General features: G+C 36.9%; 26 protein-coding genes, 1 riboswitch and 2 other annotated features. Of the genes, 20 read left to right on the top strand and 6 right to left on the bottom strand.

Features of this window, described 5'->3' with window-relative positions; genetic code table 11:
* Nucleotides 1–40: 40 nt before the first annotated feature.
* The 11 genes from IGJ41_RS10185 to IGJ41_RS10135 all read left to right on the top strand — a co-directional run bounded on the left by IGJ41_RS10185 (nt 41) and on the right by IGJ41_RS10135 (nt 9,464).
* The gene (locus tag IGJ41_RS10185; protein ID WP_002367107.1) at nt 41–1,228 is read left to right on the top strand and encodes an FtsW/RodA/SpoVE family cell cycle protein; all 1,188 of its coding nucleotides are present in this window, start codon (nt 41–43) and stop codon (nt 1,226–1,228) included.
* A 24-nt stretch (nt 1,229–1,252) separates the two neighbouring features.
* Nucleotides 1,253–1,612, top strand: coding sequence for an arsenate reductase family protein (locus tag IGJ41_RS10180; RefSeq protein WP_002381535.1), 360 nt, complete (start codon nt 1,253–1,255; stop codon nt 1,610–1,612).
* Nucleotides 1,613–1,617: 5 nt separating this feature from the next.
* Complete coding sequence (locus IGJ41_RS10175; RefSeq protein WP_011109554.1) at nt 1,618–1,932, top strand: glycine cleavage system protein H; 315 nt, start codon at nt 1,618–1,620, stop codon at nt 1,930–1,932.
* Nucleotides 1,933–1,985: 53 nt separating this feature from the next.
* Nucleotides 1,986–2,233 (top strand) — a binding site (T-box leader).
* Between the two features lie 113 nt (nt 2,234–2,346).
* Nucleotides 2,347–3,384: a methionine ABC transporter ATP-binding protein gene (locus IGJ41_RS10170; protein ID WP_252711313.1), complete on the top strand. Its 1,038-nt coding sequence runs from the start codon at nt 2,347–2,349 to the stop codon at nt 3,382–3,384.
* Nucleotides 3,377–4,063, top strand: a complete 687-nt coding sequence (locus tag IGJ41_RS10165; protein ID WP_002356640.1) for a methionine ABC transporter permease — start codon at nt 3,377–3,379, stop codon at nt 4,061–4,063. The genes IGJ41_RS10170 and IGJ41_RS10165 overlap by 8 nt, the downstream gene beginning before the upstream one ends.
* 14 nt (nt 4,064–4,077) lie before the next feature.
* The gene (locus tag IGJ41_RS10160) at nt 4,078–4,896 is read left to right on the top strand and encodes a MetQ/NlpA family ABC transporter substrate-binding protein (RefSeq protein ID WP_002411086.1); all 819 of its coding nucleotides are present in this window, start codon (nt 4,078–4,080) and stop codon (nt 4,894–4,896) included.
* A gap of 347 nt (nt 4,897–5,243) precedes the next feature.
* Nucleotides 5,244–6,059, top strand: a complete 816-nt coding sequence (locus IGJ41_RS10155; protein ID WP_438714374.1) for an isoprenyl transferase — start codon at nt 5,244–5,246, stop codon at nt 6,057–6,059.
* Entirely contained in the window at nt 6,056–6,856 is an 801-nt protein-coding gene (locus IGJ41_RS10150) for a phosphatidate cytidylyltransferase (protein ID WP_002359680.1), read from the top strand. The genes IGJ41_RS10155 and IGJ41_RS10150 overlap by 4 nt, the downstream gene beginning before the upstream one ends.
* A gap of 763 nt (nt 6,857–7,619) precedes the next feature.
* The gene (locus IGJ41_RS10145) at nt 7,620–8,270 is read left to right on the top strand and encodes a diphthine--ammonia ligase (RefSeq protein ID WP_002381537.1); all 651 of its coding nucleotides are present in this window, start codon (nt 7,620–7,622) and stop codon (nt 8,268–8,270) included.
* Nucleotides 8,271–8,357: 87 nt separating this feature from the next.
* Nucleotides 8,358–8,585, top strand: coding sequence for a hypothetical protein (locus IGJ41_RS10140; RefSeq protein ID WP_002362220.1), 228 nt, complete (start codon nt 8,358–8,360; stop codon nt 8,583–8,585).
* A gap of 147 nt (nt 8,586–8,732) precedes the next feature.
* Nucleotides 8,733–9,464 (top strand): HAD family hydrolase, encoded by a 732-nt coding sequence (locus IGJ41_RS10135; RefSeq protein ID WP_002411088.1) that lies wholly within the window; start codon nt 8,733–8,735, stop codon nt 9,462–9,464.
* Between the two features lie 24 nt (nt 9,465–9,488).
* On the opposite strand, the gene IGJ41_RS10130 is transcribed toward IGJ41_RS10135, so the two are convergent.
* The 5 genes from IGJ41_RS10130 to IGJ41_RS10110 form a co-directional block, all read right to left on the bottom strand.
* Nucleotides 9,489–10,601, bottom strand: coding sequence for an SHOCT domain-containing protein (locus IGJ41_RS10130; protein WP_002411090.1), 1,113 nt, complete (start codon nt 10,599–10,601; stop codon nt 9,489–9,491).
* A gap of 101 nt (nt 10,602–10,702) precedes the next feature.
* Nucleotides 10,703–11,254 carry a DUF5067 domain-containing protein gene (locus IGJ41_RS10125; protein ID WP_010783600.1) on the bottom strand — a complete coding sequence of 184 codons (552 nt, stop codon included), beginning with the start codon at nt 11,252–11,254 and terminating at the stop codon, nt 10,703–10,705.
* A 222-nt stretch (nt 11,255–11,476) separates the two neighbouring features.
* On the bottom strand, nt 11,477–12,286 hold the full coding sequence (locus IGJ41_RS10120) for a TPM domain-containing protein (protein ID WP_002381542.1): 810 nt from the start codon (nt 12,284–12,286) through the stop codon (nt 11,477–11,479).
* Entirely contained in the window at nt 12,283–13,428 is a 1,146-nt protein-coding gene (locus tag IGJ41_RS10115) for a hypothetical protein (RefSeq protein WP_002359695.1), read from the bottom strand. The genes IGJ41_RS10120 and IGJ41_RS10115 overlap by 4 nt, the downstream gene beginning before the upstream one ends.
* A 103-nt stretch (nt 13,429–13,531) precedes the next feature.
* Nucleotides 13,532–14,764: an SPFH domain-containing protein gene (locus tag IGJ41_RS10110; RefSeq protein WP_002381543.1), complete on the bottom strand. Its 1,233-nt coding sequence runs from the start codon at nt 14,762–14,764 to the stop codon at nt 13,532–13,534.
* 207 nt (nt 14,765–14,971) lie between these two features.
* Between IGJ41_RS10110 and pbp4 the strand changes: the two genes are divergently transcribed.
* The 7 genes from pbp4 (at nt 14,972) to IGJ41_RS10075 (ending at nt 22,557) form a co-directional block, all read left to right on the top strand.
* Nucleotides 14,972–17,014 carry a penicillin-binding protein PBP4(5) gene (gene pbp4 / locus IGJ41_RS10105; protein ID WP_002356658.1) on the top strand — a complete coding sequence of 681 codons (2,043 nt, stop codon included), beginning with the start codon at nt 14,972–14,974 and terminating at the stop codon, nt 17,012–17,014.
* A 115-nt stretch (nt 17,015–17,129) separates the two neighbouring features.
* Nucleotides 17,130–17,849, top strand: a complete 720-nt coding sequence (tsaB, locus tag IGJ41_RS10100) for a tRNA (adenosine(37)-N6)-threonylcarbamoyltransferase complex dimerization subunit type 1 TsaB (protein WP_002362637.1) — start codon at nt 17,130–17,132, stop codon at nt 17,847–17,849.
* A complete protein-coding gene (gene rimI / locus IGJ41_RS10095) occupies nt 17,821–18,375 on the top strand; it encodes a ribosomal protein S18-alanine N-acetyltransferase (protein WP_002384199.1) in 555 nt (184 codons plus the stop codon). Before tsaB ends, rimI (IGJ41_RS10095) begins: the two co-directional genes overlap by 29 nt.
* 7 nt (nt 18,376–18,382) lie before the next feature.
* Nucleotides 18,383–18,847: a ribosomal protein S18-alanine N-acetyltransferase gene (gene rimI, locus IGJ41_RS10090; protein WP_002359702.1), complete on the top strand. Its 465-nt coding sequence runs from the start codon at nt 18,383–18,385 to the stop codon at nt 18,845–18,847.
* Nucleotides 18,844–19,890: a tRNA (adenosine(37)-N6)-threonylcarbamoyltransferase complex transferase subunit TsaD gene (gene tsaD / locus IGJ41_RS10085; RefSeq protein ID WP_002411092.1), complete on the top strand. Its 1,047-nt coding sequence runs from the start codon at nt 18,844–18,846 to the stop codon at nt 19,888–19,890. The genes rimI (IGJ41_RS10090) and tsaD overlap by 4 nt, the downstream gene beginning before the upstream one ends.
* A gap of 42 nt (nt 19,891–19,932) precedes the next feature.
* Nucleotides 19,933–20,136, top strand: a binding site (T-box leader).
* A gap of 73 nt (nt 20,137–20,209) precedes the next feature.
* On the top strand, nt 20,210–21,901 hold the full coding sequence (gene argS, locus IGJ41_RS10080) for an arginine--tRNA ligase (protein WP_002411093.1): 1,692 nt from the start codon (nt 20,210–20,212) through the stop codon (nt 21,899–21,901).
* Between the two features lie 155 nt (nt 21,902–22,056).
* Nucleotides 22,057–22,557, top strand: coding sequence for an HD domain-containing protein (locus IGJ41_RS10075; RefSeq protein ID WP_289855445.1), 501 nt, complete (start codon nt 22,057–22,059; stop codon nt 22,555–22,557).
* Between the two features lie 81 nt (nt 22,558–22,638).
* Here IGJ41_RS10075 and IGJ41_RS10070 read toward each other — a convergent pair whose 3' ends face one another.
* Nucleotides 22,639–22,932 carry a helix-turn-helix domain-containing protein gene (locus IGJ41_RS10070; RefSeq protein ID WP_048941565.1) on the bottom strand — a complete coding sequence of 98 codons (294 nt, stop codon included), beginning with the start codon at nt 22,930–22,932 and terminating at the stop codon, nt 22,639–22,641.
* A 131-nt stretch (nt 22,933–23,063) separates the two neighbouring features.
* On the opposite strand from IGJ41_RS10070, the gene IGJ41_RS10065 reads away from it, so the two are divergent.
* Both IGJ41_RS10065 and IGJ41_RS10060 read left to right on the top strand, forming a co-directional pair.
* A complete protein-coding gene (locus tag IGJ41_RS10065; protein ID WP_438714369.1) occupies nt 23,064–23,387 on the top strand; it encodes a hypothetical protein in 324 nt (107 codons plus the stop codon).
* 64 nt (nt 23,388–23,451) lie between these two features.
* Nucleotides 23,452–23,521: riboswitch (Fluoride riboswitch) on the top strand.
* A gap of 76 nt (nt 23,522–23,597) precedes the next feature.
* Nucleotides 23,598–24,863 (top strand): voltage-gated chloride channel family protein, encoded by a 1,266-nt coding sequence (locus tag IGJ41_RS10060; RefSeq protein WP_002381553.1) that lies wholly within the window; start codon nt 23,598–23,600, stop codon nt 24,861–24,863.
* Nucleotides 24,864–24,888: the final 25 nt, after the last annotated feature.

Genomic DNA, 24,888 nt, shown 5'->3' with positions numbered 1-24,888 from the left:
TATAATAAAAAACGTATGAACAAAGGAAAAGGGATGACGAATGAATAGAAAAGAGAAAACAAATTTAGATAGTCGAATTGATTACGGCGTGATATTACCAGTTTTTCTTTTATCACTAATTGGTATGCTATCGCTTTACGTAGCGCTTTACAATGATCCAAGCAAACCTAAAATTGGTAGCTTGTTAATGAAACAAGGACTGTGGTATTTAGTCGGAGGATTAAGTATTGTCATTATTATGCATTTTAGCTCAAAATTACTCTGGCGGTTAACGCCCGTTTTTTATGCACTTGGATTAGTCTTAATGGGATTACTACTGAAATTCTATGATCCCGTGCTAGCAGAGCAAACAGGTTCTAAAAACTGGATTCGCTTTGGTGGCACCACATTCCAACCATCGGAATTGATGAAGATTGCGTTTATTTTGATGTTGGCCTATATAGTGACCATGCATAATGTTAAATATGTGGACCGAACACTCAAAAGCGACTTTTGGCTAATCGCTAAAATGCTATTAGTCGCGATTCCGGTAATTGTTTTAGTACTTTTACAAAAAGACTTCGGGACGATGTTAGTTTTCTTAGCCATTTTTGGGGGAGTTTTCTTAATGTCTGGCATTACTTGGAAAATTATTGTGCCCGCCTTTATCATAGCTGCTCTAGTCGGAGCTGGAACCATCTACTTGGTAACAACAGAAACAGGAAGAGACTTATTGTCTAAAATTGGCATTAAAGCTTATCAATTTGATCGGATTGATTTATGGCTAAATCCTTTCCATACAGATCCAGATCGCTCATTCCAACCAGCGCTAGCATTAACAGCAATTGGTTCTGGGGGCCTTTTCGGAAAAGGCTTTAACGTGAGTGATGTGTATGTCCCTGTTCGTGAGTCAGATATGATTTTTACAGTTGTTGGTGAAAACTTTGGCTTTATTGGTGGCTGTTTCATTATTTTGTTGTATTTTATTTTAATCTACCGCATGATTCGCGTTTGTTTTGATACAAATAATGAATTCTATGCCTACATTGCCACAGGAATTATCATGATGATTTTGTTCCATGTTTTTGAAAACATTGGAGCGAATATTGGTTTACTACCATTAACTGGGATTCCATTACCGTTTATTAGTCAAGGTGGTTCTTCCATTTTAGGTAACATGATTGGGGTGGGCTTAATTATGTCCATGCGTTACCAACAAGAAACGGTTCGTACCAGAAGTGGTCGTTAAAGAAAGAAGAAAGAAGGGGTAGAAATGTACACACTTTATGAATATCCTAAATGCTCAACTTGTAAAAAAGCGAAAGCGTGGTTAGATCAACAAGGCGTTAAATACCAAGCAATTGATATTAAAGCAACACCGCCTAGTAGTGAACAACTAGCAAAATGGATGAAAGAAACCGGCTTGCCTGTTCGTCGTTTTTTTAACACAAGTGGGGTTTTATATAGAGAACAAGGCTTAAAAGATCTTGTTGACAGTTTTTCTATTGAAGAAGCAAGTCAGCGTTTAGCTGCGGATGGCATGTTGATTAAGCGTCCAATTCTCTTAAAAAACAATACATTTCTAACGAATGGTTTTAAAGAAGCAGATTACGAAGGAGTGCTTGGAAAATGAGTGAAATGAAACAAATTGATCAATTATGGATCTTACCAACAGAAGCAGGTTATAAAATTGGTTTAACCGCCGAAGCCCAAGAGGATTTAGGAAAGATTACTTTTGCAACATTTCCAAAAGTCGGACAAACATTAGCTAAAGGTGATTCTTTAATTGAATTAGAAGCAGAAAAAGCAGTCAGTGAATTCAGTAGTCCATTATCTGGTAAGGTAGTCGCGATTAATGAAGCGGCTGATCAAGAGCCAAGTGCGTTAGATGAAGAAAATGCCTGGATTGCTGTTTTAGCAGATGTTGAACCAACAGAATTTGAAAATCTTTAGTCTTACGTTGACAAGGCCAATGTTTATTGCTATAATTTTCTCAATCTAATCAAAAGAAAGCTTTGAAAAGAAGAGTACATGTTAAGGACGTTTGAAGAGAGCCCTGTTTGCTGAGAATGGGTAACAGATTTAAGATGGAAGATGGTCTTTGAGCAGAGTAAGTGAGCGAAGCAGTGAACTTACTACGGGGCGCCCGTTACAGCCAACGGTATGCGAAGAATCAAGTACCGTATGAGGTTATTATTGAGAAATAATAGCGAATTAAGGTGGTATCACGAAATGACAAACTTTCGTCCTTTTTGCTGTAATAGCAAAAGGATGGAAGTTTTTTTGTTTTTATTAAGCAAATTCGTTTCATAAAAAGTGCGAAACCTTCAAAATAAGAAAGTAGAACAGAAAGAAGAGGAGAACAAAATGGCATTAATTGAATTACGTCATGTAAAAAAAGAGTTTTCCGGTAAAGCGGGTAAAGTCACGGCTTTAAAAGATATTGATTTAACGGTTGAATCAGGTGATATTTATGGCATTATTGGCTATTCAGGTGCAGGAAAAAGTACGTTGGTTCGCCTATTGAATGGGCTTGAGACACCTACAGAAGGTGAAGTAGAAATTCAAGGACAAGATATTGCATTGTTGCCAAATAAAGAACTACGAAACTTCCGTAAAAAAATTGGGATGATCTTTCAACATTTTAATTTATTATGGTCACGGACGGTCCTAGAAAATATCATGCTCCCATTGGAAATTGCTGGTGTTCCAAAACAAAATCGGAAAAGCCGCGCAGAAGAGTTAATCAAGTTGGTTGGTTTAGAAGGACGGGAAACCGCCTACCCAAGTCAACTCTCTGGTGGGCAAAAGCAACGAGTGGGGATTGCCCGTGCCTTAGCTAACAATCCTGACATTTTGCTTTGTGATGAAGCAACGAGTGCTTTGGATCCGCAGACAACTGATGAGGTGCTAGAATTACTACTAAAAATCAACCAAGAATTAAATTTAACGGTTGTATTAATTACCCATGAAATGCACGTGATTCGTAAAATTTGTAATCGCGTAGCCGTGATGGAATATGGTGAAATTGTTGAAGAAGGTAAAGTAATCGATAATTTCAAAAAGCCTCAAACAGAAATTGCGAAACGCTTTATCCAACAAGAAGCGGATAAAAACATTGAAGAAACGGAACTGGTTGTTGAAGAAATGTTGGAACAATATCCGAATGGAAAAATTGTTCGCCTACTTTTCCACGGCGAACAAGCGAAATTGCCAATTATCTCGCATATTGTCCAAGAATATCAAGTAGAAGTCAGTATTATTCAAGGGAACATTCAGCAAACAAAGCAGGGTGCAGTGGGTTCTCTTTATATTCAATTATTAGGCGAAGAGCAAAATATTCTAGCAGCCATTGAAGGATTACGTAAACTTCGTGTAGAAACAGAGGTGATTGGAAATGAATAATCGTGGCTTAGCAAGTTTCTTTGATTTTTCCCAAATTGATATAAGTAAACTACAAGAAAAAACGATTGAAACACTCTATATGACAGGGATTTCAATCATAGTGGTCGCCATTTTAGGGCTGATTTTAGGACTACTACTTTTTGAAACGTCAGGCAGAAAAGGGATTTTGAGCCGATTACTGTATTGGCTAGTGGCCATTTTTGTAAATATTTTCCGTTCGATTCCGTTTATTATCTTAATCGTTCTGTTAATTCCTTTTACAAAAATTATTTTAGGGAGTATGTCTGGTGTCAAAGGCTCCTTACCAGCATTGATTATTTCCGCAGCACCTTTTTATGCTCGCATGGTCGAAATTGCTTTTCGTGAAGTCGATAAAGGCGTGATTGAAGCAGCCAAAGCAATGGGGGCCAATCGTTTCCAGATAATTTGGAAAGTTCTATTACCAGAAAGTCTGCCAGCGCTTGTTTCTGGCTTAACCGTTACAACCATTTCTTTAGTGGGCTACACTGCAATGGCAGCTGCTATTGGAGCGGGCGGTTTAGGAAGTTTGGCGTATCAAGATGGCTTCCAACGTGGTCAAAATACAGTTACCTTAGTAGCAACGATTTGTATCTTAATTATTGTCTTTGCGATTCAATGGCTTGGGGATACAGTCGCTAAAAAAATAGATAAACGATAAATGGAGGGAATAAGATGAAAAAACGTACATTATGGTCAGTAATTACTGTAGCAGCAGCTGTCTTAATTTTAGGGGCTTGCGGCAATAAAAAGAGTGATGACTCGGTCTTGAAAGTTGGAGCTTCACCAGTTCCACATGCAGAGATTTTAGAACATGTAAAACCTTTATTAGAAAAAGAAGGCGTAAAATTAGAAGTGACGACTTATACAGATTACGTGCTACCTAACAAGGCGTTGGAAAGTGGCGATATCGATGCCAACTATTTCCAACATGTGCCGTTCTTTAATGAAGCGGTTAAAGAAAATGATTATGACTTTGTGAATGCAGGTGCGATTCATTTAGAACCAGTTGGGCTTTACTCGAAAAAATACAAATCGTTACAAGAAATTCCTGATGGTTCAACGATTTACGTTAGCTCTTCCGTTTCAGATTGGCCACGTGTTTTAACGATTTTAGAAGATGCTGGTTTAATCACGCTGAAAGAAGGGGTAGACCGGACAACTGCTACTTTCGATGATATTGATAAAAATACTAAAAAGTTGAAATTCAATCATGAAAGTGATCCAGCAATCATGACCACTCTTTATGACAATGAAGAAGGGGCTGCGGTTTTAATTAACTCAAACTTTGCCGTGGATCAAGGATTAAATCCGAAAAAAGATGCGATTGCCTTAGAAAAAGAAAGTTCACCTTATGCCAATATTATTGCGGTTCGTAAAGAAGACGAAAACAACGAAAATGTAAAAAAATTAGTCAAAGTGTTACGTAGCAAAGAAGTCCAAGATTGGATTACGAAAAAATGGAACGGTGCCATTGTTCCAGTCAATGAATAAAGAGAAAAAGACAATAGAACAAAAACTTGAGGTCGGGACAGGCGTGTTAAGCTTCAAGAAATAAGAAGAAAGTTCTGAAAGATGCTTTTTGTCTCTCAAGGACGTTCAGCTTATTTCCGAAGAAGCTGCTCCTGTCCCGTTGTTTATTTAAAATTTTAGGGCTAGGCAGATACATCATGTTGATTTACCTGCCAAGTCTAAGTTTTTTTCTTTTAAAAAAGGACCATAAATGATAAAGTTACAAGGAATTTCTTAATTATCAGGAAAATTCAGGGACTATGCATAGGCATTTGCATTAGTTATTGTTATAATAATTAAGATAGATTTTTTGGAATGGAGGGAAAAAGATGTTACGTTTTTTTCCGCAAAAAAATAAATATGTAGAAGAAGCAAGCCAGTACGCCTTTGATAAAGAAGGCCAAATTCCGCAGCACATTGCCATTATTATGGACGGAAATGGCCGGTGGGCACAGAATCGAAGACTGCCGAGAATTGCTGGACATAAAGAAGGCATGGATACGGTCAAAAAAATAACGAAGCATGCTAGTCATTTAGGCGTTAAAGTTTTAACACTTTATGCATTTTCAACGGAAAATTGGAAGAGACCAACAGATGAAGTCAATTTCTTAATGCAATTGCCTGTTGATTTTTTTGATACATTCGTGCCTGAATTAATTAAGGAAAATGTTAAAGTCAATGTAATGGGCTACCAAGAGTTTCTACCAAGCCATACGCAAGATGCTGTTAAGCGGGCCATTGAGCAAACCAAGGACAATACGGGCATGGTTTTGAACTTTGCTTTAAATTATGGGGCGCGTGCGGAGCTACTAACTGCCATGAAACAGATTGCTGCAGAGGTTTCAGAAAAAACATATATGGCAGATGAGATTACAGAAGAAACGATCGCAGATCACTTAATGACTGGCTTTTTACCCACGGAACTTCGTGATCCAGAATTGTTGATTCGAACAAGTGGGGAAGAGAGAATTAGTAATTTCTTGTTATGGCAAATTGCTTATAGCGAGTTGTTTTTTACAAAAGCATTATGGCCTGATTTTTCAGGGGACACTTTAGAAACCGCGATTGCTTCTTTCCAAAATCGTAATCGTCGTTTTGGAGGTCTAAAAGAAACTACAGAAACAGAAGGGAGCGATCCGCAGTGAGACAACGTGTCATCACAGCTATCGTCGCATTAATCATCTTTATTCCAATTATCTGGTATGGTGGTTTTGCAATTGAGATTGCCGCTGTTGCTTTGGCAGTAGTCGGCGTGTACGAGTTATTCCGTATGAAAGGATTAACGTTATTAAGTTTTGAAGGTGTTTTATCAGCATTAGGGGCCGTTTTTTTAGTTATCCCGACAATTAAATGGTTAAACTTTTTGCCGGAAATGCAAACAAATTTCATTTTATTTTATGTCACTGTAATGTTGTTGTTAGGTGCTTCGGTGATTTCTAAAAATACATATACGATTGAAGAAGCTGGCTTTCCAGTTATTGTCAGTTTATATGTAGGGATGGGGTTCCAGAACTTTATTAGTGCCCGTTCCGCAGGTTTTGAAGTCTTGTTATTTGCTTTATTCATTGTCTGGGCAACGGATATTGGTGCATATCTATTTGGACGCCGATTTGGTCGTCATAAATTGATGCCAGATGTTTCACCCAACAAGACAATAGAAGGTGCACTTGGTGGTATTTTATCAGCCGTGGTTGTAGCAGCGTTGTTTTTAGTTTTCACAGCTAATAAAGGGCTATTTCCTTATCCGATGCCGGTGATGCTCGTATTGACGGTTCTATTTTCTATAGTAGGGCAATTCGGTGATTTGGTTGAATCTTCTATCAAACGTCATTATGGCGTGAAAGACTCTGGTAACATCTTGCCAGGACATGGCGGTATTTTAGATCGTTTTGATAGTTTATTATTTGTATTCCCAATTATGCACTTATGTGGATTATTTTAAATTGATTAACAAAATTTAAAAAAGTATCGTCAAATAAGCAAAAATCCAGAAGAGAGACTCTTCTGGATTTTTGCTGTTTATTGAGATAATGCGTGAAACACTGACAGAGTATGTTTGAGATAAGTTTAATTTTAAACATACGGTGGTTTTACTCTTTAATTGACAATAGCCTTCTCTTTAAAGAGAAGGCTATCTAACGAATCAATATTATTATTTTAAAGTTGGATCAGACTATTTCTAGTATTCAAGTATTTTTCATTTAAGCGATGTATTCCCTACCTCTAATACATCCTTGTATCTCTCTAGACACGCCAGTTTTGAATAAAATCATCAAAACAATTGAATGGTTCGTTTAAAAATATTTTTCGTGTTCTAATTATTATAACATAAAACTCGTCAACTGACCACTAGCTGACGAGTTCATAATTTTTCCAGATAAATAGACAGCCGTTTTCCGCCGACTGTCTAAGATTAAGATAGATTTGTAAAGAAGTGAATAAATGCTTCCTACTATCTCTTTATAACATGAGGAAAAGAAAACTGCAAAAGATAGCTGTGTTTTTTGAAAAAAAGATCAGCTGGTTTCCGCCAGCTGATCATCCGTTGAAAAGAGATATAAAGAAGTGAATAAAGCTTGCTTTACCTCTATTTTATACCATGTTTTGATTCAAATAACTATTCAGTATTAGTTATACTTAAATAATAAATATGTATACGGATGTATTATTTTGAGGTATAGTCATAGAGAAAAGAGGGAACGTTTATGAAAAAATTTTGTTTAAGTTATAGCTCTGGTAAAGATTGTTTATTGGCGATGGATCGATTGATACAAGCAGGAAATCAGCCAGTAGCGTTAGTGACAACACTAAGTGATGAAATTAATCGTTCTTGGTTTCACGGGATACCAATCTCCGTCTTAGAAGCAGCGGCTGAAGCGTTAGATTTACCACTTGTTATCTCACATAACAATGAAACAAATTACACAGAAAAAGTGGTTGAGGCACTGCAGGAAACCCAAAAATTAGGTGCAGAAACGGTTTGTTTTGGCGATATAGATATTGAACAAAATGGTGCTTGGGATCGCCAAGTTGCATTAAGTGCTGGACTTGAACCACAATTACCTCTTTGGCAGGAAAATCGCGAAGCACTTGTGAAAGAATTCTTGGCAAAAGGGTACACAGCAATTATCAAAACGGTCAGCAAAGAGGCAGGTATTCCAATAAAATTTTTAGGAGAACCGTTAAATGAAACATTTATCACGTACCTTAAAGAGCATCAATTAGATATTTGCGGAGAAAACGGGGAGTACCATACGTTGGTAATTGACGGCCCGCTATTTAAAAAGAGGCTCAATTATTATACTTCAGGAATTTATGAAAGTCCTTATGCTTATTCCTTGATTATTGATGCTTAAATGAAAGTAAAAGGATACAAGCTGCCACTTTTTCTAGGGATATGCTATAATTAACTTAAGAAAAGTAGAGAAAGTGAGTGGTTAATTATGGAAGAAACTGTCTTTTTTAATTTAGGAAATGCCCTTGCTTCAAAAAGAGATCAAAAAGAATTAATTAAAGAAGCCCAAATTGCGAAAGATACTCGAAAGATTCCAGGAAAACTGATTATCGTTGAAGATGAAGAAAATGGTACCCATATTTTATTTGAATTAGCTGATCAAACAGAACCGTCTGCTGAAACAAAAGAATTCAAAGTGAAAAAAGTAATCGATTAATATAAAAGCAACGAATTTTTCTAAATTCGTTGCTTTTTTATATTTTTTTACACAAATGATACAAAAAGAATATCAAAATCAAATAAATGATTAGTATACTTGAAGAAACAAATAGGAAGCAAAGCAAACGTTTTGAGGTGTTCTTTCATGGAAAATCGAGGAATTTTATTTGATAAAGATGGTACGTGTATTCGTTTTGACACTCTTTGGCAAGCAGGTTTGAAAGCTTGTTTTGAAACACTAAGTATGTTAGCCCCTCATCATTCAGCAGAAATAAAAAAGATATTAGCTATTCAGGAGCAACGTTTTTTGCAAAAACATTTACTTGATGAAGTCCTTTATCAGGAACTGTATCAGGAATTGGCGCAATTTGAGGAATTAGTCGAACAGGGAATCAGCAGTCGATGGCTGGAGCAATTTTTTTATGATTATTTACGAAAAAATCTGAAAAAGATTGAACCAATTGGCGATTTAAAACAGTTATTTCTTGAGCTGAAACGGAAGAACTATAAAATTGGATTAGCAACTTCAGATACTTTGCCAGCGACTATGTTGATTATGGAATATCTTGGTTTAACAGAAATGTTTGATTTTATTGCGACAGGAGATCGTTACTTACCGAAACCAGATGCGGACATGCTCCAAGCCTTTTGTCAGTCATGTCAATTGAAGCCGACAGAAGTAATTATGGTGGGGGATTCGCTCGTGGATGTTTTCATGGGAACTTGTCATGGCAAAGCAGGAATTGGTGTTTTAACAGGCAACTGCCAGTCAACTGATTTTGAAAAGTTTGAAGTAGCTTATTTTCGTGATATCCATGAAATACCTTATCAAGAATTATGGGAAAATACCAAGAAGAAAAAAATCCTGAAAAGATGACGAGTCTTTTCAGGATTTTTTTTATTAATCTAATTGAAGCAATTGCCGTTTCTTTTGTTGAAATTCTTCTTCTGTTAGAATTCCTTCATCAACTAACAGTTTTAAATTTCTTAACTCAGCCATTACGTCTTCAATAGCGCTAGATGAGTTTTTTTGTGAATCAGATAGCTTTGGTTCAATCGGTTGGTTTTCATCACTCTTTATAGGAGTTGGTATTTCTTTTTCTTTTATTCGACGAACAATAGTGTCTAATGATGAAAGGGCTCGTTCGGCGTTGAAACGGGCTCTATCGATCGCTAATTGACGATCAAATTCAGTAGTTTGCTCACTAAGTGTCTTTAAAAAGGAAATAGTGATGGTTGGACGTTGCAAATCATCTAGATTAATCAAAATATAGACACTACTGACGCGATCATAAGGTACGTTTTCTTCGGTGAAATGGGTATTTTTTTTCTCTAAAATTTTGTAATCAGCGATAATGCTTACGGGCAAAATTTTTGATGAACCAACCAGTCGAAATTTTTTTTCAGGTTCATCGAATTCAATCGAGCCAGCAATAGTTGTTGTAGGATTGAATAGCCGGTTGTCTTCTTGGACATTTCTTAAATCCGTCAATGTCCAAGTTTGGGTATATCCTTGTCCTTGGACACCGAGTTGACCTGCACATTTCTTACAGATTTGGTAATTATCTGAAGTTAAATATTTTCCTTTATTATCCTGACAAAGAGCACATAGATTTCCATAAACTTCAGCATTTTTTTCATTTGCTTTTGCGATTTCAGACTGCTTGTTTATTAACTTTTGCATTTGTTGTAAATCAGCTAAACTTTTTTTATCAACGGACCAAGTGGATACTTTAAGTTTTTTTAAACAGCTTTTTCCTACGCGATAAAAATCACTCGTAAAGTACTTGCCAGTTTCCTCTTCGCAAAGATAACATAAATTTCCCTTTGCTTGCATTGCTTGATCCTTTTTTATAATTTCTTCTTGACGTTTTATAATACTTTCCATTGTTCGATCTTTAATTTCTTTTGGTTTTAACTCTAAATGTTCTGCACAATGTTTACAGATACCGTGATTATCAAAGGTGATGATTTTACCAGGATTTAGATCACACAGTTCGCACATACTTTTCATGGGATGACTCCTTTTGGTTAAGATAAATTAATTTTACCATTCAACTCTATGAAGAACAAACCAAAAAAGCAAGTAGAACTAAGTGCCTACTTGCTTACAGACTATTTAATTGTAATTTCTTCAACAGCGATAGGATCTCCCATGCTGAACATACTGTCTCTGAAAGTAAAAGTTACAGGTTTTGTTTCATCAGCAAATTCATAAGGGTATGCTGCTTGGACAGTTGCGCCAGGATTAACTTTTTTATTTAACATGTCAATTCTATCTTTAATCGGAGAATCATTAACAATTCCATAAGTTAAATCTTCTGTTGTATCGCCGGTATTTTGTGATACGCTAACAAAGCTAGAGTATAACATTTGTACATCTTGTGCTTCCTTAGTGTTATTAGTCAAATCAAATAGTACATAAAAGATTGGTTTACCATCGAAACTTGTACCTTTTTGGAATTCGGTGATTTTTAATACACCATCAGGAACAGTCAATGTTCGATCTTTATAAGTCCCTTTATCTTCTTTAGCTTTTGTTTCAGTTGTTGCGGTAGCAGTACTTGAAGTTTTTTTAGTTTTATTAGTGTTGTTTGTTCCAGAACCACATGCACCTAAAATCAGAGTACTAATTAAAACTAATCCTAACATAGAAAATTTTTTCATTTTCACTTTACCTCCCATAGTTTAGTTAATGATTTGTAGCGCTTACTAAATAGTTGAAAACAATCCCCAATTAAATAACTTTGGACTACAAATCACTTAGTTTAAATGAAAATAAGTATACCGTCCTGTGTAAAAATAACACACCACAGTATACTTATTTTATCATTATTCCATAAAAATAACACCATTATTTTTATGAAATAATTAAAAAAGATAAAAAATCTAAAAACTTCGACCGCCGCCACCGAATGTACCGCCGCCAGTTGAGTGGGTGGTGCTACCACCACCGCCCATTCCGCCACTGCCACCATTGTTTTTAGGAATACGACGAGTAGTGATGAAAGAGTTGGTTAACTGATCTGTGCGGGAGGTTAAGTTTAACGTTGTTTTTTCCCTAAAAGGATATTGATAACTTGAAAATTTTAATTGATATTTAGAAATATTGATGCCTAAGAAGACCAAGCTGAGTATCAGCGCAGCAGCAAAAGCAATTACCATTTCCAGCGGGGTAATGACTTTATAACGAGTGATTTTACCTGTTTCGCTGTCCACACGATAGTGACCCCCAGGAACCCCTTTATCAACAAATGCTTGAGTTTCCTGAACAAAGGTTTGAGCAGCCGCAAAATAATTTCCTTGACTCATTCCATCCATTACTTTATCTAAGGTATCATCAATTCGTGCATCCGTCATATAATCAATCATGTTTCCAGAAGTAGAGATGTAGACTTTCCGTAAGTCCATATCAATGAGAAAAAGAATCGCATTTTGATCCTTACCAACTTTATTTAAAAGATAATGATCTGCATAGTCTTGTTCATCACCATAAGTATTATTATTTGTGGTCACAATAAAGACAGAGGCTTTGGTCTTTTCTTCTAAAGGTTGTATCTCTTGTTTTAGTTGGTTGATTTGATCAGGTGTCAGTAATTGTGCACCATCATCAATTGAATTTTCAGCCGCCGAAACGGGTAGGGCAAGGCCAAAGGAAAGAAGTATTAGGAAAAAAATAGGTAAAAGTCGTTTTTTCATAGGAAATAACCTCCTAATAAAAAGAGTGCTAAGAGTCCAGCGAAAATGCCTAACGTTGCTAGCCCTAAACGAGTGTAACTAATTGGAAGTACACCGCTTACTTTACCTGTTTGTCCATTCATGGCGTAATAATAAACCTTTTTTGATTGTTCCTGACTGCGATAGGTGACTAACCAAATTGGTAAAAGCATATAGTGATTATTTTCTTGGTTTAGAGAAATATCCGTGCGAACATTTGTCAACGTAGTATAACCAGAAGCAGAGTCCCGTAACAATGATTCCGAATAATCTTGTAATTCTTGTTGGACGTGTTTTTTGATTGCTTCATATTCAATATCGCGTTTTTCTGCTTGAAAACCTGCTAGGTATTGGCTTTTGAAAGGCACTGCTTGATCAATTAAAAATGGTTGAACGCCTTCCACCATTTTTTGTTGGACGTTTTTTGACAAGGCATTTTTAACTAATTCTTTAAACGATAATTTTCCTGAACGTCCCACATTGAAACGTTTTGTTTCGGTGTATTCAATATCACCTACGCGCCAAATGCGAATACTTGTGCCAGTAGCTTGGAGTTGTCCATCGACTTCTGCATCAACGACCCAATAGGGGAAGTAAACCCCAGTTAATTTATCAATTTGATTTTTGCTGAAAAAATCTCGGGGAATGAACCATTTTTTCTTGGTCCAAGCGAGAAATTTTTCAATCGCTTCGTCTTTTTCAATTGTAAAGGGTAAGACATTTTCTGGTAAAAATTCGCCACTTAATCGACCAGCCAAGACAACTGGATTATGGCAATAATAACAGTATGTGGCTGCTGTTGTTGCATCGGTGACAATTTGAGCGCCACAGCTTGGACAATTAAAAATTTCCATTGTGCCTGCATCGGCAGTTGTTTCATTCTCAGTGGTCTCTGTTTGTTGCGTGGCGGAGGATTCTTCTTCCGCTGTGAAAGTCAAATTTTCCTCGGCGGTCGTTGTTGAGGGATTCTCTAAATGTGCCTCATGTTGCTGTTGCTCATAACGAGTCACTTCTTCTTCCGTGTAAATATTTAAACAATATTCACAATGAAATTTTTGATCTTTGGGATTAAATAAGAGCGGGCCGCCACAGTTGGGGCATTTATGGGTAAATGTTGTTTCCATTGCAACCGTCCTTTCTAATAGAGTGAGTAAATAACAGGAATCTGATTCAAAGAAAAAGGGTAGACTTGTGCCTGACCCTTTTCTTTAATTGTTCACTACTTGCTTATAAAGGAACCCCTTGGAATGGTTTACCACAATGTGGACAGAACTTAGGAATACCATTACTTAAGTCAACAATTTCGCTACATTCACTACATTTCATTTCTAATTTTGGCTTCTCGTTTGTTGGTTTTGGTGTACCACAGTTTGAACAAAACTTCCCAGTGTTTTCAGTCCCACATTGTGGGCAAGTCCAAGTGTCTGTAGACCCTTGTGCGTTTTGCTGGTTTTGTTTTTCTTGCATTTGTTGTTGGTTTGTTTGAGACGCTTGCGCAAAGTAGTTACCATTTGCATTCATGCCCATACCAACGCCCATAAAGCCGCTCATAGCGCCACCTTCATTTTTACCAGCAGCCTCCATACCACGAGCCAAGGAACCTTGAACATAACCTTCGCGAACACCTGGATCGCTGAGCATAGCTCCTTCATTTCGCATGTTGATTAATTTAGTTGAATCATCTGTATAAGAAATGCTCGCAACTGCTACAGAAACAATTTCCATGCCGCGATTGGTGCGCCAATCCTCATCAAGTGCAGTTTGCATATATTTACTTAATTCAACACTTTTTGAGGGAACATAAGAAATACGTTGCCCATCAGCAGACATTTGATTGATTGCTGCTTGCAATGCTGTAATGAACTCTGCCAAATATTGTTCATTAATATCATTAATATCTACTTGCGTTTGATTTTTAGGAATCGCATTAGTATAAAATAGCAAAGGATCTGTAATTTTAATTGAGTAATTTCCGTGTGCACGTAAGAAAAGTTCGGCATTATAAAAATTATCAAAATAGTTTAATGGCGCAGGTGTTCCAAATTTAATGCCTTTAATTTCTTGCAAATTAATATAAAAAACTTGTTGTTTTTGTGGAGTTACGCCACCAAATTTGAAACGACTGAAGGTCTCTGCAATCGCATCTTTTAAAGAACCGTTAAACATTGAAGGCGCAGAATCATTTTTGACTGTATAATAGCCTTCTTCAGCAGTGTAATCGATGATTTTGCCACCATCAACAAGAAGCATCATCATGTTGGGATAGACATGTACAACAGAACCATCTGTTAAAACATCGTCCGTTCCTTTACGATTAGAACCACGTTTATCATCTTTACGTACAAAAACACCTTTTGTCATGACGGTTGTGTCCCCCATATTATCAGGTTCAATAACCTCTAGCCATTGATCGGCCAAGCCACCGCCAACTGAACTTGTTGCTGCTTTAATAAGTCCCATGTTCATTCCTCCTAATAAAAAACTAATTGTTACAGCTAGTATACCACACAATGAATGCAGAGAAATCCAACGAAAGCCTGATGAAATGGAAAAAATTGATCAAACTTTATTAAGAAATTAAAAAAAGTATAGGTGAAACACAAGCATTTTAAAAAAAGTTACGTATAATAGAAGAAAAGACATATTATATAGTTAGGGGATTATTGAATGGAACGAAGCAATCGTAATAAAAAATCTTCAAAAAAACCACTTATTCTTGGTGTTTCTGCCTTGGTTCTAATCGCTGCTGCCGGTGGCGGGTATTATGCTTATAGTCAATGGCAAGCCAAACAAGAATTAGCCGAAGCGAAGAAAACAGCTACTACATTTTTAAACGTATTGTCAAAACAGGAATTTGATAAGTTACCGTCCGTTGTTCAAGAAGCTAGCTTAAAGAAAAATGGCTATGATACTAAATCTGTTGTTGAAAAATACCAAGCAATTTATTCAGGGATTCAAGCAGAAGGAGTCAAAGCTAGTGATGTTCAAGTCAAAAAGGCGAAAGACAATCAATACACATTTACCTATAAATTATCGATGAGTACCCCTTTAGGCGAAATGAAAGATTTGTCTTATCAATCAAGTATCGCCAAAAAAGGCGATACCTACCAAATCGCTTGGAAGCCGTCTTTAATTTTTCCAGATATGTCAGGAAATGATAAAATTTCGATTCAAGTAGATAATGCCAAACGTGGAGAAATTGTCGATCGTAATGGTAGTGGGCTAGCAATTAACAAAGTGTTTGACGAAGTGGGCGTAGTGCCTGGCAAACTCGGTTCTGGCGCAGAAAAAACAGCCAATATCAAAGCTTTTAGTGATAAATTCGGCGTTTCTGTTGATGAAATCAATCAAAAGTTAAGCCAAGGATGGGTCCAAGCAGACTCCTTTGTACCAATCACAGTCGCTTCTGAACCAGTGACAGAATTACCAACAGGGGCTGCGACAAAAGATACAGAGTCACGTTATTATCCGCTGGGGGAAGCAGCTGCGCAATTAATCGGGTATACGGGCACCATTACTGCAGAAGATATTGAAAAAAATCCAGAGTTAAGTAGTACGGGCGTAATTGGTAAAACTGGCTTAGAACGAGCGTTTGATAAAGAATTAAGAGGGCAAGATGGTGGCTCACTAGTTATTTTAGATGACAAAGAGAATGTCAAAAAAGCTTTACAAACCAAAGAGAAAAAAGATGGTCAAACGATTAAATTAACGATTGACAGTGGCGTACAACAACAAGCCTTCGCTATATTTGACAAACGCCCTGGTAGTGCGGTCATTACCGATCCTCAAAAAGGCGATTTATTAGCAACGGTTAGTTCACCTTCGTATGATCCTAATAAAATGGCCAATGGCATTTCTCAAAAAGAATATGATGCTTACAATAACAACAAAGATTTACCATTCACAGCACGTTTTGCGACAGGCTATGCACCAGGCTCTACCTTTAAAACAATTACCGGTGCCATTGGTTTAGATGCAGGGACATTGAAGCCAGATGAAGAGCTAGAAATTAATGGTTTGAAATGGCAAAAAGATAAATCTTGGGGCGGCTATTTTGCGACACGTGTAAAAGAAGCAAGTCCAGTCAATCTGCGTACCGCTTTAGTTAATTCAGATAATATTTATTTTGCCCAACAAACATTACGGATGGGGGAAGACAAATTTAGAGCGGGTCTTAATAAATTCATTTTCGGTGAGGAACTAGATTTACCAATTGCCATGACGCCTGCTCAAATTTCAAATGAAGATAAATTTAATTCTGAAATTCTTTTAGCAGATACGGGCTACGGTCAAGGCCAATTGTTAATTTCGCCAATCCAGCAAGCTACCATGTATAGTGTTTTCCAAAATAATGGAACATTGGTCTATCCAAAATTAGTTTTAGACAAAGAAACGAAGAAAAAAGACAATGTAATCAGCGCCAACGCAGCGAATACAATTGCCACAGATCTTTTAGGTAGTGTGGAAGATCCTTCAGGTTATGTTTATAATATGTACAATCCGAACTTCTCATTGGCTGCTAAAACAGGAACAGCTGAAATAAAAGATAAACAAGATACAGATGGCAAAGAAAACAGTTTCCTTCTAACGTTAGATCGTAGTAACAATAAATTCTTAACAATGATTATGGTTGAAAATTCAGGAGAAAATGGTTCTGCAACAGATATCAGTAAACCATTAATTGATTACTTAGAAGCAACCATTAAATAAAAAGAGAAAATGAACGAAACGAGGTTTCTGTAAAAAGAAACCTCGTTTTCCCTTTTTAGAAAAAGGAAAGTGTGCTACAATGAAGCGACTAAATTGTAGAAGGAAAGGGATTCGTGTGCGAATTTTAGCAATAGATACATCTAACCAAACATTGAGTATTGCTGTGTGTGAAAATCAAAAAATTCTGGGAAGTTATACAGCAACGGTTAAAAGAAATCATAGCTTAACATTAATGCCGGCAATTGACTATTTGATGAGTCAATTGAACTTGGCGCCAACGGCAATTGATCGTTTTGTCGTAGCAGAAGGACCTGGATCATACACTGGCTTACGTTTAGGCGTGACGACTGCCAAAACATTGGCCTATACTTTAAAGAAAGAGCTAGTAGGCATTTCCAGTCTACAAACGTTAGCTGCCAATTGTGTTGGACAAACCGGTTTAGTTGTACCTCTTTTTGATGCGCGTCGTAAAAACGTCTATGCTGGTGCTTATCGGTTTGTCGATGGCGTGTGGCAAAATGAGTTACCGGACCAACATATTTCACTGCGGGAGTTATTAGAACAACTAAAAAATGAACCAAATCTTTTTTTTGTTGGTGAAGATGTTGAAAAATTCACTGAAGAAATAGCTCAAATCATTCCTCATGGAGAAATTTGTGATGTCCCGCAATGGCAAATTCCTAATGCTGCAGTTTTGGCTGCGTTAGGTAGTGTGGCTGAACCTGTTGAAAATGTTCATGGGTTCTTACCTGCGTATTTGAAAAAAGTAGAAGCGGAAGAAAATTGGTTGAAGACACACACGCCTAATGGAGAAAGCTATGTGGAAAAACTTTAATTTTGTGACAAAATACTTTACAAAAAGACGGCAACGGTATATAACTAAAACCATTGCAATGAACCAGCAAGAATTTCAATTGCGTGAAATCACTTACCAAGATATTAAGGATTTACTTGCAATTGAACGCGAAGTTTATGCTGGGGAACTTCCTTGGACGATGTCTGCTTTCATGGCAGAACTTGGCTCAAAAGCGCCGCATCTCTATTTGTTAGCGGCAATTAACGGGAAAACAGTTGGCTTTATTGGCTGTCGGATTCAAGGAACGGATGCACACATTACGAATGTCGCTGTTCACACAGCATACCAAGGCTTAGGTTTAGGTCGTTCTTTAATAGAAGAAACGCGAATTTTTGCCAAGAAAAATCGTTGTGAAACCTTATCGCTAGAAGTACGAATGAGTAATGTTAAAGCCCAACGTTTGTATCGAAAAATTGGCTTTGCCTCACAGACGGTGAAAAAAGGCTATTATGACGAAAATAATGAAGACGCACTAGAAATGATAATTGATTTAAAAGAAGAGTGAAGAAAAAATGTTAGTAACAAAAAAAGAAATATCTGTAGCAAATATTGGTGAAGAATTATGGCGTTTTAGTAATTCTTCTTATACAACTGGCTCCCCTTGGACAGAAACACAATTCGCGGAAGATTTTGCTCAGGAAAATAGCGAATATCTTTTTTTAGTTGAAAATGGCCAGTGGTTAGGCTATATTGCCTATCATTTTATTTTAGATGAAGCAGAAATTAGTCACGTTGTTGTGAATGGTCAGAAACAACACCAAGGAATTGGTTGTCAATTAATGAAAGCTTTTAAAGAATATGTTAAAAGTCGTGACATTACACAAATTTTCTTAGAGGTCAGAGAATCGAATACATTAGCTCAAAAACTTTATGAGAAAACAGGTTTTCGGAAAGTAGCTGTTCGAAAAAATTATTATAAAGAACCTCAAGAAAATGCCTTTGTAATGTGTGCGAAATTAAGGAAGGAAGCCCAATGACAATTTTTACAAAAGAACGTAAATTATTATTAGCTGTGGAAAGTAGCTGTGATGAAACAAGTGTGGCTGTCATTGAAGATGGCGACAAAATTCTTTCCAATATCGTTGCTTCGCAAATTAAGAGCCATCAACGTTTTGGTGGGGTCGTTCCGGAAGTTGCGAGTCGTCATCATGTTGAACAAGTGACGATCTGTATTGAAGAAGCATTAACAGAAGCAAAAGTCACACCAGAAGAGCTTAGTGGCGTTGCTGTGACCTATGGGCCTGGGTTAGTCGGTGCTTTATTAATAGGACTTTCTGCAGCAAAAGCATTTGCTTGGGCGCACCAATTACCACTTATTCCAGTCAATCATATGGCTGGACACATTTATGCTGCCCGTTTTGTGGCACCGCTCGAATTTCCATTGATGGCCTTACTCGTTAGTGGAGGACATACGGAATTGGTCTACATGAAAGAAGATGGCTCTTTCGAAATTGTTGGTGAAACACGTGATGATGCAGCTGGTGAAGCGTATGATAAAGTCGGACGGGTGTTAGGGTTGCCTTATCCTAGTGGTAAAGAGATTGATACTTTGGCCCATGAAGGTACAGATACCTATCAATTTCCACGGGCGATGCTAAAAGAGGATAACTATGACTTTAGTTTTAGTGGCTTAAAAAGTGCGTTTATTAACACGGTTCATAATGCAGAGCAACGTGGTGAAGCACTGTCTACAAAGGATTTAGCCGCAAGTTTTCAGGCGAGTGTGGTGGAAGTATTAGTGGCTAAAACCATTCGTGCTTGTCAAGAATATCCTGTTAAGCAATTGCTAATTGCTGGGGGCGTTGCTGCGAATCAAGGATTACGAGAAGCAATGAGACATGCAATCAGTGAACAATTACCAGCAGTAACATTACTTATTCCGCCATTAAAACTTTGTGGGGATAACGCGGCGATGATTGGCGCTGCCGCCTTTATCGAAGCTGAAAAGAATCACTTTGCTTCGTATAACTTAAATGCAGAACCTGGCGTTAGTTTTATGACAATTAGTGAAGAAGGCTAGCCAGCTAGACAAAAATTTGCTATAATGAAGCCAGTTTAACAATGACATTCAATGATAAAGAGAGTACTTATTTCAACGTCAGCTTAGCGATCTTGGGAAGGTGGGAGCCAAGAGTGATCGGAATGAGGAAGCGCACTTTTAGAATTCTGCTGAAAGCAGACGGCAATCACCGTTATCGATGAAGCAGGTCTATCCAAGTAGTATAGACAATTAGAGTGGTACCGCGGGTAAATTCTCGTCTCTGACAAAACAAATTATTTTGTTTTGTCAGAGACGTTTTTGTTTTTTTAATACTTACAAATTAATCAGGAGGGTTCTTATGAACAACAAAGAAATCGTAGCAAAAGCGTTACATGATGTTTTAAATGAAGAATTAACGATGGATCAAATCGAACAATTATTGGAAAATCCTAAATCTGTCGATCATGGAGATGTGGCTTTTCCAGCCTTTTCATTAGCTAAAATTTATCGTAAAGCACCACAACAAATTGCAGCAGAATTAGCAGAAAAAATTGATGGCACGAATTTTGAAAAAATTGAAGTGGTAGGACCTTATTTAAACTTCTTCATGAATAAAAAAGCAGTCAGTCAAGCTGTCATTGGCGAAGTAGTCAAAGAAAAAAATAACTACGGAAACAGTACCTTTGGCAATAATGGCAATGTTCCTATTGATATGTCTTCACCAAACATTGCTAAACCAATTTCTATGGGACACTTACGTTCTACGGTAATCGGGAATTCAATTGCCTTTATTTTAGAAAAAATTGGGTATCAGCCAATTCGGATTAACCACTTAGGTGACTGGGGTACACAGTTTGGTAAGTTAATTGTAGCTTATAAAAAATGGGGTTCTGAAGAAGCAGTTCGCCAACAACCAATTAATGAATTATTGCGCTTATATGTGCAATTTCATGAAGAAGCAGAAGAAAAACCAGAATTAGAAGACGAAGCACGTGCTTGGTTTAAAAAATTAGAAGAAGGAGACCAAGAAGCCAATGAATTATGGAAATGGTTCCGTAGCGAGTCTCTAAAAGAATTTGATAAAATCTATTCCATGTTAGAAGTTGAATTTGATTCATACAATGGCGAAGCCTTTTATAATGATAAAATGGATGAAATTGTTACTTTATTAGAAGAAAAACATTTATTAACAGAAAATCAAGGTGCAGAAATTGTTGATTTGACAGAATATAATTTAAATCCAGCACTTATTCGTAAATCAGATGGTGCGACGTTATATATCACACGGGATTTAGCGGCTGCGCTTTACCGTAAACGGACGTATGATTTTGCCAAATCACTTTATGTAGTCGGTAACGAACAAAGCAATCACTTCAAACAACTAAAAGCAGTCTTGAAAGAACTAGGGTTTGACTGGTCAGATGATATGGAACACATTCCGTTTGGTTTAATTACTCAAGGCGGTAAAAAATTATCCACACGTAAGGGGAAAATCGTTTTATTAGAAGAAGTATTGAATGAAGCAGTTACTTTAGCAGGAAATCAAATTAACGAGAAAAATCCAGACTTAGCAAATCGTGAAGAAGTGGCGAAACAAGTAGGTGTAGGTGCAGTTATTTTCCATGACCTTAAAAATGATCGTCTAAATAATTTCGATTTTGTATTAGATGAAGTTGTTCGTTTTGAAGGCGAAACTGGGCCATATGTTCAATATACGCATGCTCGTGCGATGAGTATTTTACGTAAAGCAAACTTTACACCAGACGCTACACAACGTTATGCACTAAATGACAAGGATAGCTGGGAAGTCGTGAAGTTGTTACAAAAATTCCCTGAAACTGTGATGCAAGCTGCTGAAAAATATGAACCATCTGTTATTGCGAAACATAGCATTCATTTAGCACAAGCGTTCAATAAATATTATGCCCATGTTCGGATTTTGGATGAAGATGATCAAAAAGAGGCACGCTTAGCGTTAGTTTATGCAGTAGCTACTGTTTTAAAAGAAGATTTACGTTTACTAGGATTACATGCACCAGAAGAAATGTAGAAGTTTTTGTGAAAATTTTACTGCGTTGAACGCTAAACTTATTAAGCAAATATTAAAGTTAAGTTACAGATTGAGAAATTCATAGTAATTAAATAGCTGGGGTGCTATACTCGAGTCAAGTTATAAAAGGATTAGAAAAGGTGGCACCCAATTATATGATAGAAAAATGGCGTGAAGACGAAGAATATCTTTCTTATGTAGAAGATTTATTAGCAACCGAAGAAGTCCAAAAATTAGCAGAATACACACAACATATGCATTCAACTCGTTTAGAACATTCAATTAGTGTTTCCTATCATAGCTATAAATTAGCAAAGCGTTGGAACGGCAATGCTCGTGCAACAGCTCGTGCCGGTTTATTACATGATTTGTTTTACTATGATTGGCGCACAACAAAGTTTGACGAAGGCTCTCATGCCTATGTTCATCCACGAATTGCAGCCAAAAATGCTGAAAAAATTACAGAGTTGTCTGATTTAGAACGAGACATTATTATTAAACATATGTGGGGTGCAACTATTGCACCACCAAAATACAAAGAAAGTTACATTGTAACCTTTGTTGACAAATATTGTGCTGTGAAAGAAGCGGCGTTGCCGATGACGACAGCCATGAAAACCAAATGGCGTCAGTATTTTGGCCAACAGTCAATCTAATAAAAAGCTTATCCGTAAGGATAAGCTTTTTTTGTTTGACGTTGACTAAAAAGTCTAGCATTCATCTATTTAAAATAAATATTAAAAGTAATTTTGTTCTGTTAATTTCTTTTGAGCATATCGATAGACTGCTTCTTGATTTTCAGTTGTCAATTGTTTGTAAACATTCATAATATTGGTCGGGACAACAAATGGCGTTTCTTCCGTTTCAGGAATACCTAAGATTTCAAGAGGTGATACATCTAAAACTTTAGATAAGGCGACAATTTTATCCCTCCCCATATTTTCAATCATTCCAGTTTCCCATTTCCTAACGGTACTTTTTCCAACACCAACAAAATTTCCAACTTGTTCTAATGTAAGATTTTTCTCCATCCGTTTTTGCTTCAAAAAATTCTCTTTCAAAAAACCACCTCCGTAAAAACATTCTAGCACAAAAAGTGTCGCAAAAGAAACATGTTTTACTCTATACATAGAGTGATAAATAACTATTGAATAGGCATATATTGACGGTTTTTTCACAAAATGATATACTTCCAGTGTCTAATAAGACACTAAAAGGGGTGAAAAGGGGGAGTAAAATGGAATCAAATTTAATTCATTCAAAATTGAAATTAAAAGGGAAAAATGTTGAATGGTTAGCAAGTGAAATGACCGCTGCAGGTCAACCAATCTCAGCTTCAACAATTTATAAGAAATTAAAAAGAGAGGTTGTATTTAAATCTTCAGATATTAAATTGATTTCTAAGTTGTTAGATCTGGAAAGCGAAGAAATCATGGTTATTTTTTTTAATGAACTAGTGTCTAAAAAGACACGTGGAGGTTGTTAAAGGTAATGAGTTATTCTTCTATTGCACTTTCCAGAGTTGCGTGGTATTATTTTTAATAGTTTAATAGCAACATGGTGATGGTGTTCACCACGAACTATTTATTGGACGAATAAATTAATGACGCCTACCAAACGGGAGAAGTGTACCCTTTGGTAGGCTTTTTCTGTACGCTAGGATTGGCGATAAGAAAATTGTAAAGGAGCATGTAAAGTGAAAAAAGAAACAAAGCAACTACTATCAATCGGCGGTTATATGGCAAAATGGTTGCTCATTACCGCAATTATTGGTTTATTTATGGGGACGTTATCCGCCTTTTTCTTAAAGAGTCTTACCTATGTAACAGATGTTCGTTTAGCAAACCCTTGGTTACTCTTTATCCTCCCCATTAGCGGTGTCGTTTTTACGTATTTCTATACGCGTTTTGGGAAAAATGCTAGCCGAGGAAATAACTTAGTGATTGAACAAGGCAATGGCGGGGAAGAAGATATTCCCTTGCGCTTAATTCCTTTAACATTGTTTGGCACGATTACTACGCACTTATTTGGTGGTTCTGTTGGTCGTGAAGGGACGGCGGTGCAAATGGGGGGCGCAATCGCAAATGCTGTAGGAAAAGTCTTTAAACTGTCCGCTTTGGAACGACAAGTAATTATTATTAGCGGAATTAGTGCAGGTTTTAGTTCTGTTTTTGGCACACCATTAGCGGGAACGGTTTTCGGATTAGAAGTTTTGGCGATTGGAAAAGTTCGTGCAGAGGCACTTTTCCCAAGTTTTTTTGCAGGCTTATTTGCTAATTTTGTAACTGAAAGTTTTGGTGTAACACATACGCATTATCCGATGGGCAAAATTCCGACTTGGTCGGTTGAACTATTTGTAAAATTATTTTTGGCATCGATTTGTTTTGGCTTGGCAGGTTGGGTTTTTAGTCGTTCCATTGTCTTTTTAAAAAAGACCTATGCAAATTGGTTTGCTAATGTCTACCTTCGTGCGTTTCTTGGGGCGTCCATTGTCGTTCTGTTTGTGCTCGTCTTAAACAACCAACGTTATTTAGGCTTGAGTTTACCTTTACTAGAAGATGCATTTGCAGGCAATGCGCAGCCTTTTGATTTTGTTGGGAAATTATTCTTTACGGTGTTATCCTTGGGTGCCGGATTCCAAGGAGGAGAAGTGACGCCATTGTTTGAAATTGGGGCTACGTTAGGTAGTTCTTTGGCCCCTTTGTTACATCTGTCAATTCCTTTTTTAGCAGGTTTAGGATTTATTGGTGTTTTTTCTGGCGCCACGAATACGCCGATTGCTTGTTTCATTATGGGCATTGAACTATTTGGTAGTGAAGCGGCAGTCTATTTTTTCATGGTCTGCTTAATCAGTTTTATGTGTTCAGGAAATAGCGGTATTTATGCTTCGCAACAAAGTTTGTATCGCAAAGGAACAGCAGAATATCCTCTCTTTAATGCATTAAAAAATCGACGTAAATAAGATGTTTTTTTATGAAAATATGCTA

Source organism: Enterococcus sp. DIV1537a (genome assembly GCF_051712085.1).
GTDB classification, from domain to species: domain Bacteria; phylum Bacillota; class Bacilli; order Lactobacillales; family Enterococcaceae; genus Enterococcus; species Enterococcus faecalis.
Note: the sequence above shows the minus strand (reverse complement) of the source record. Positions and strands in the feature narration are given on the sequence as shown.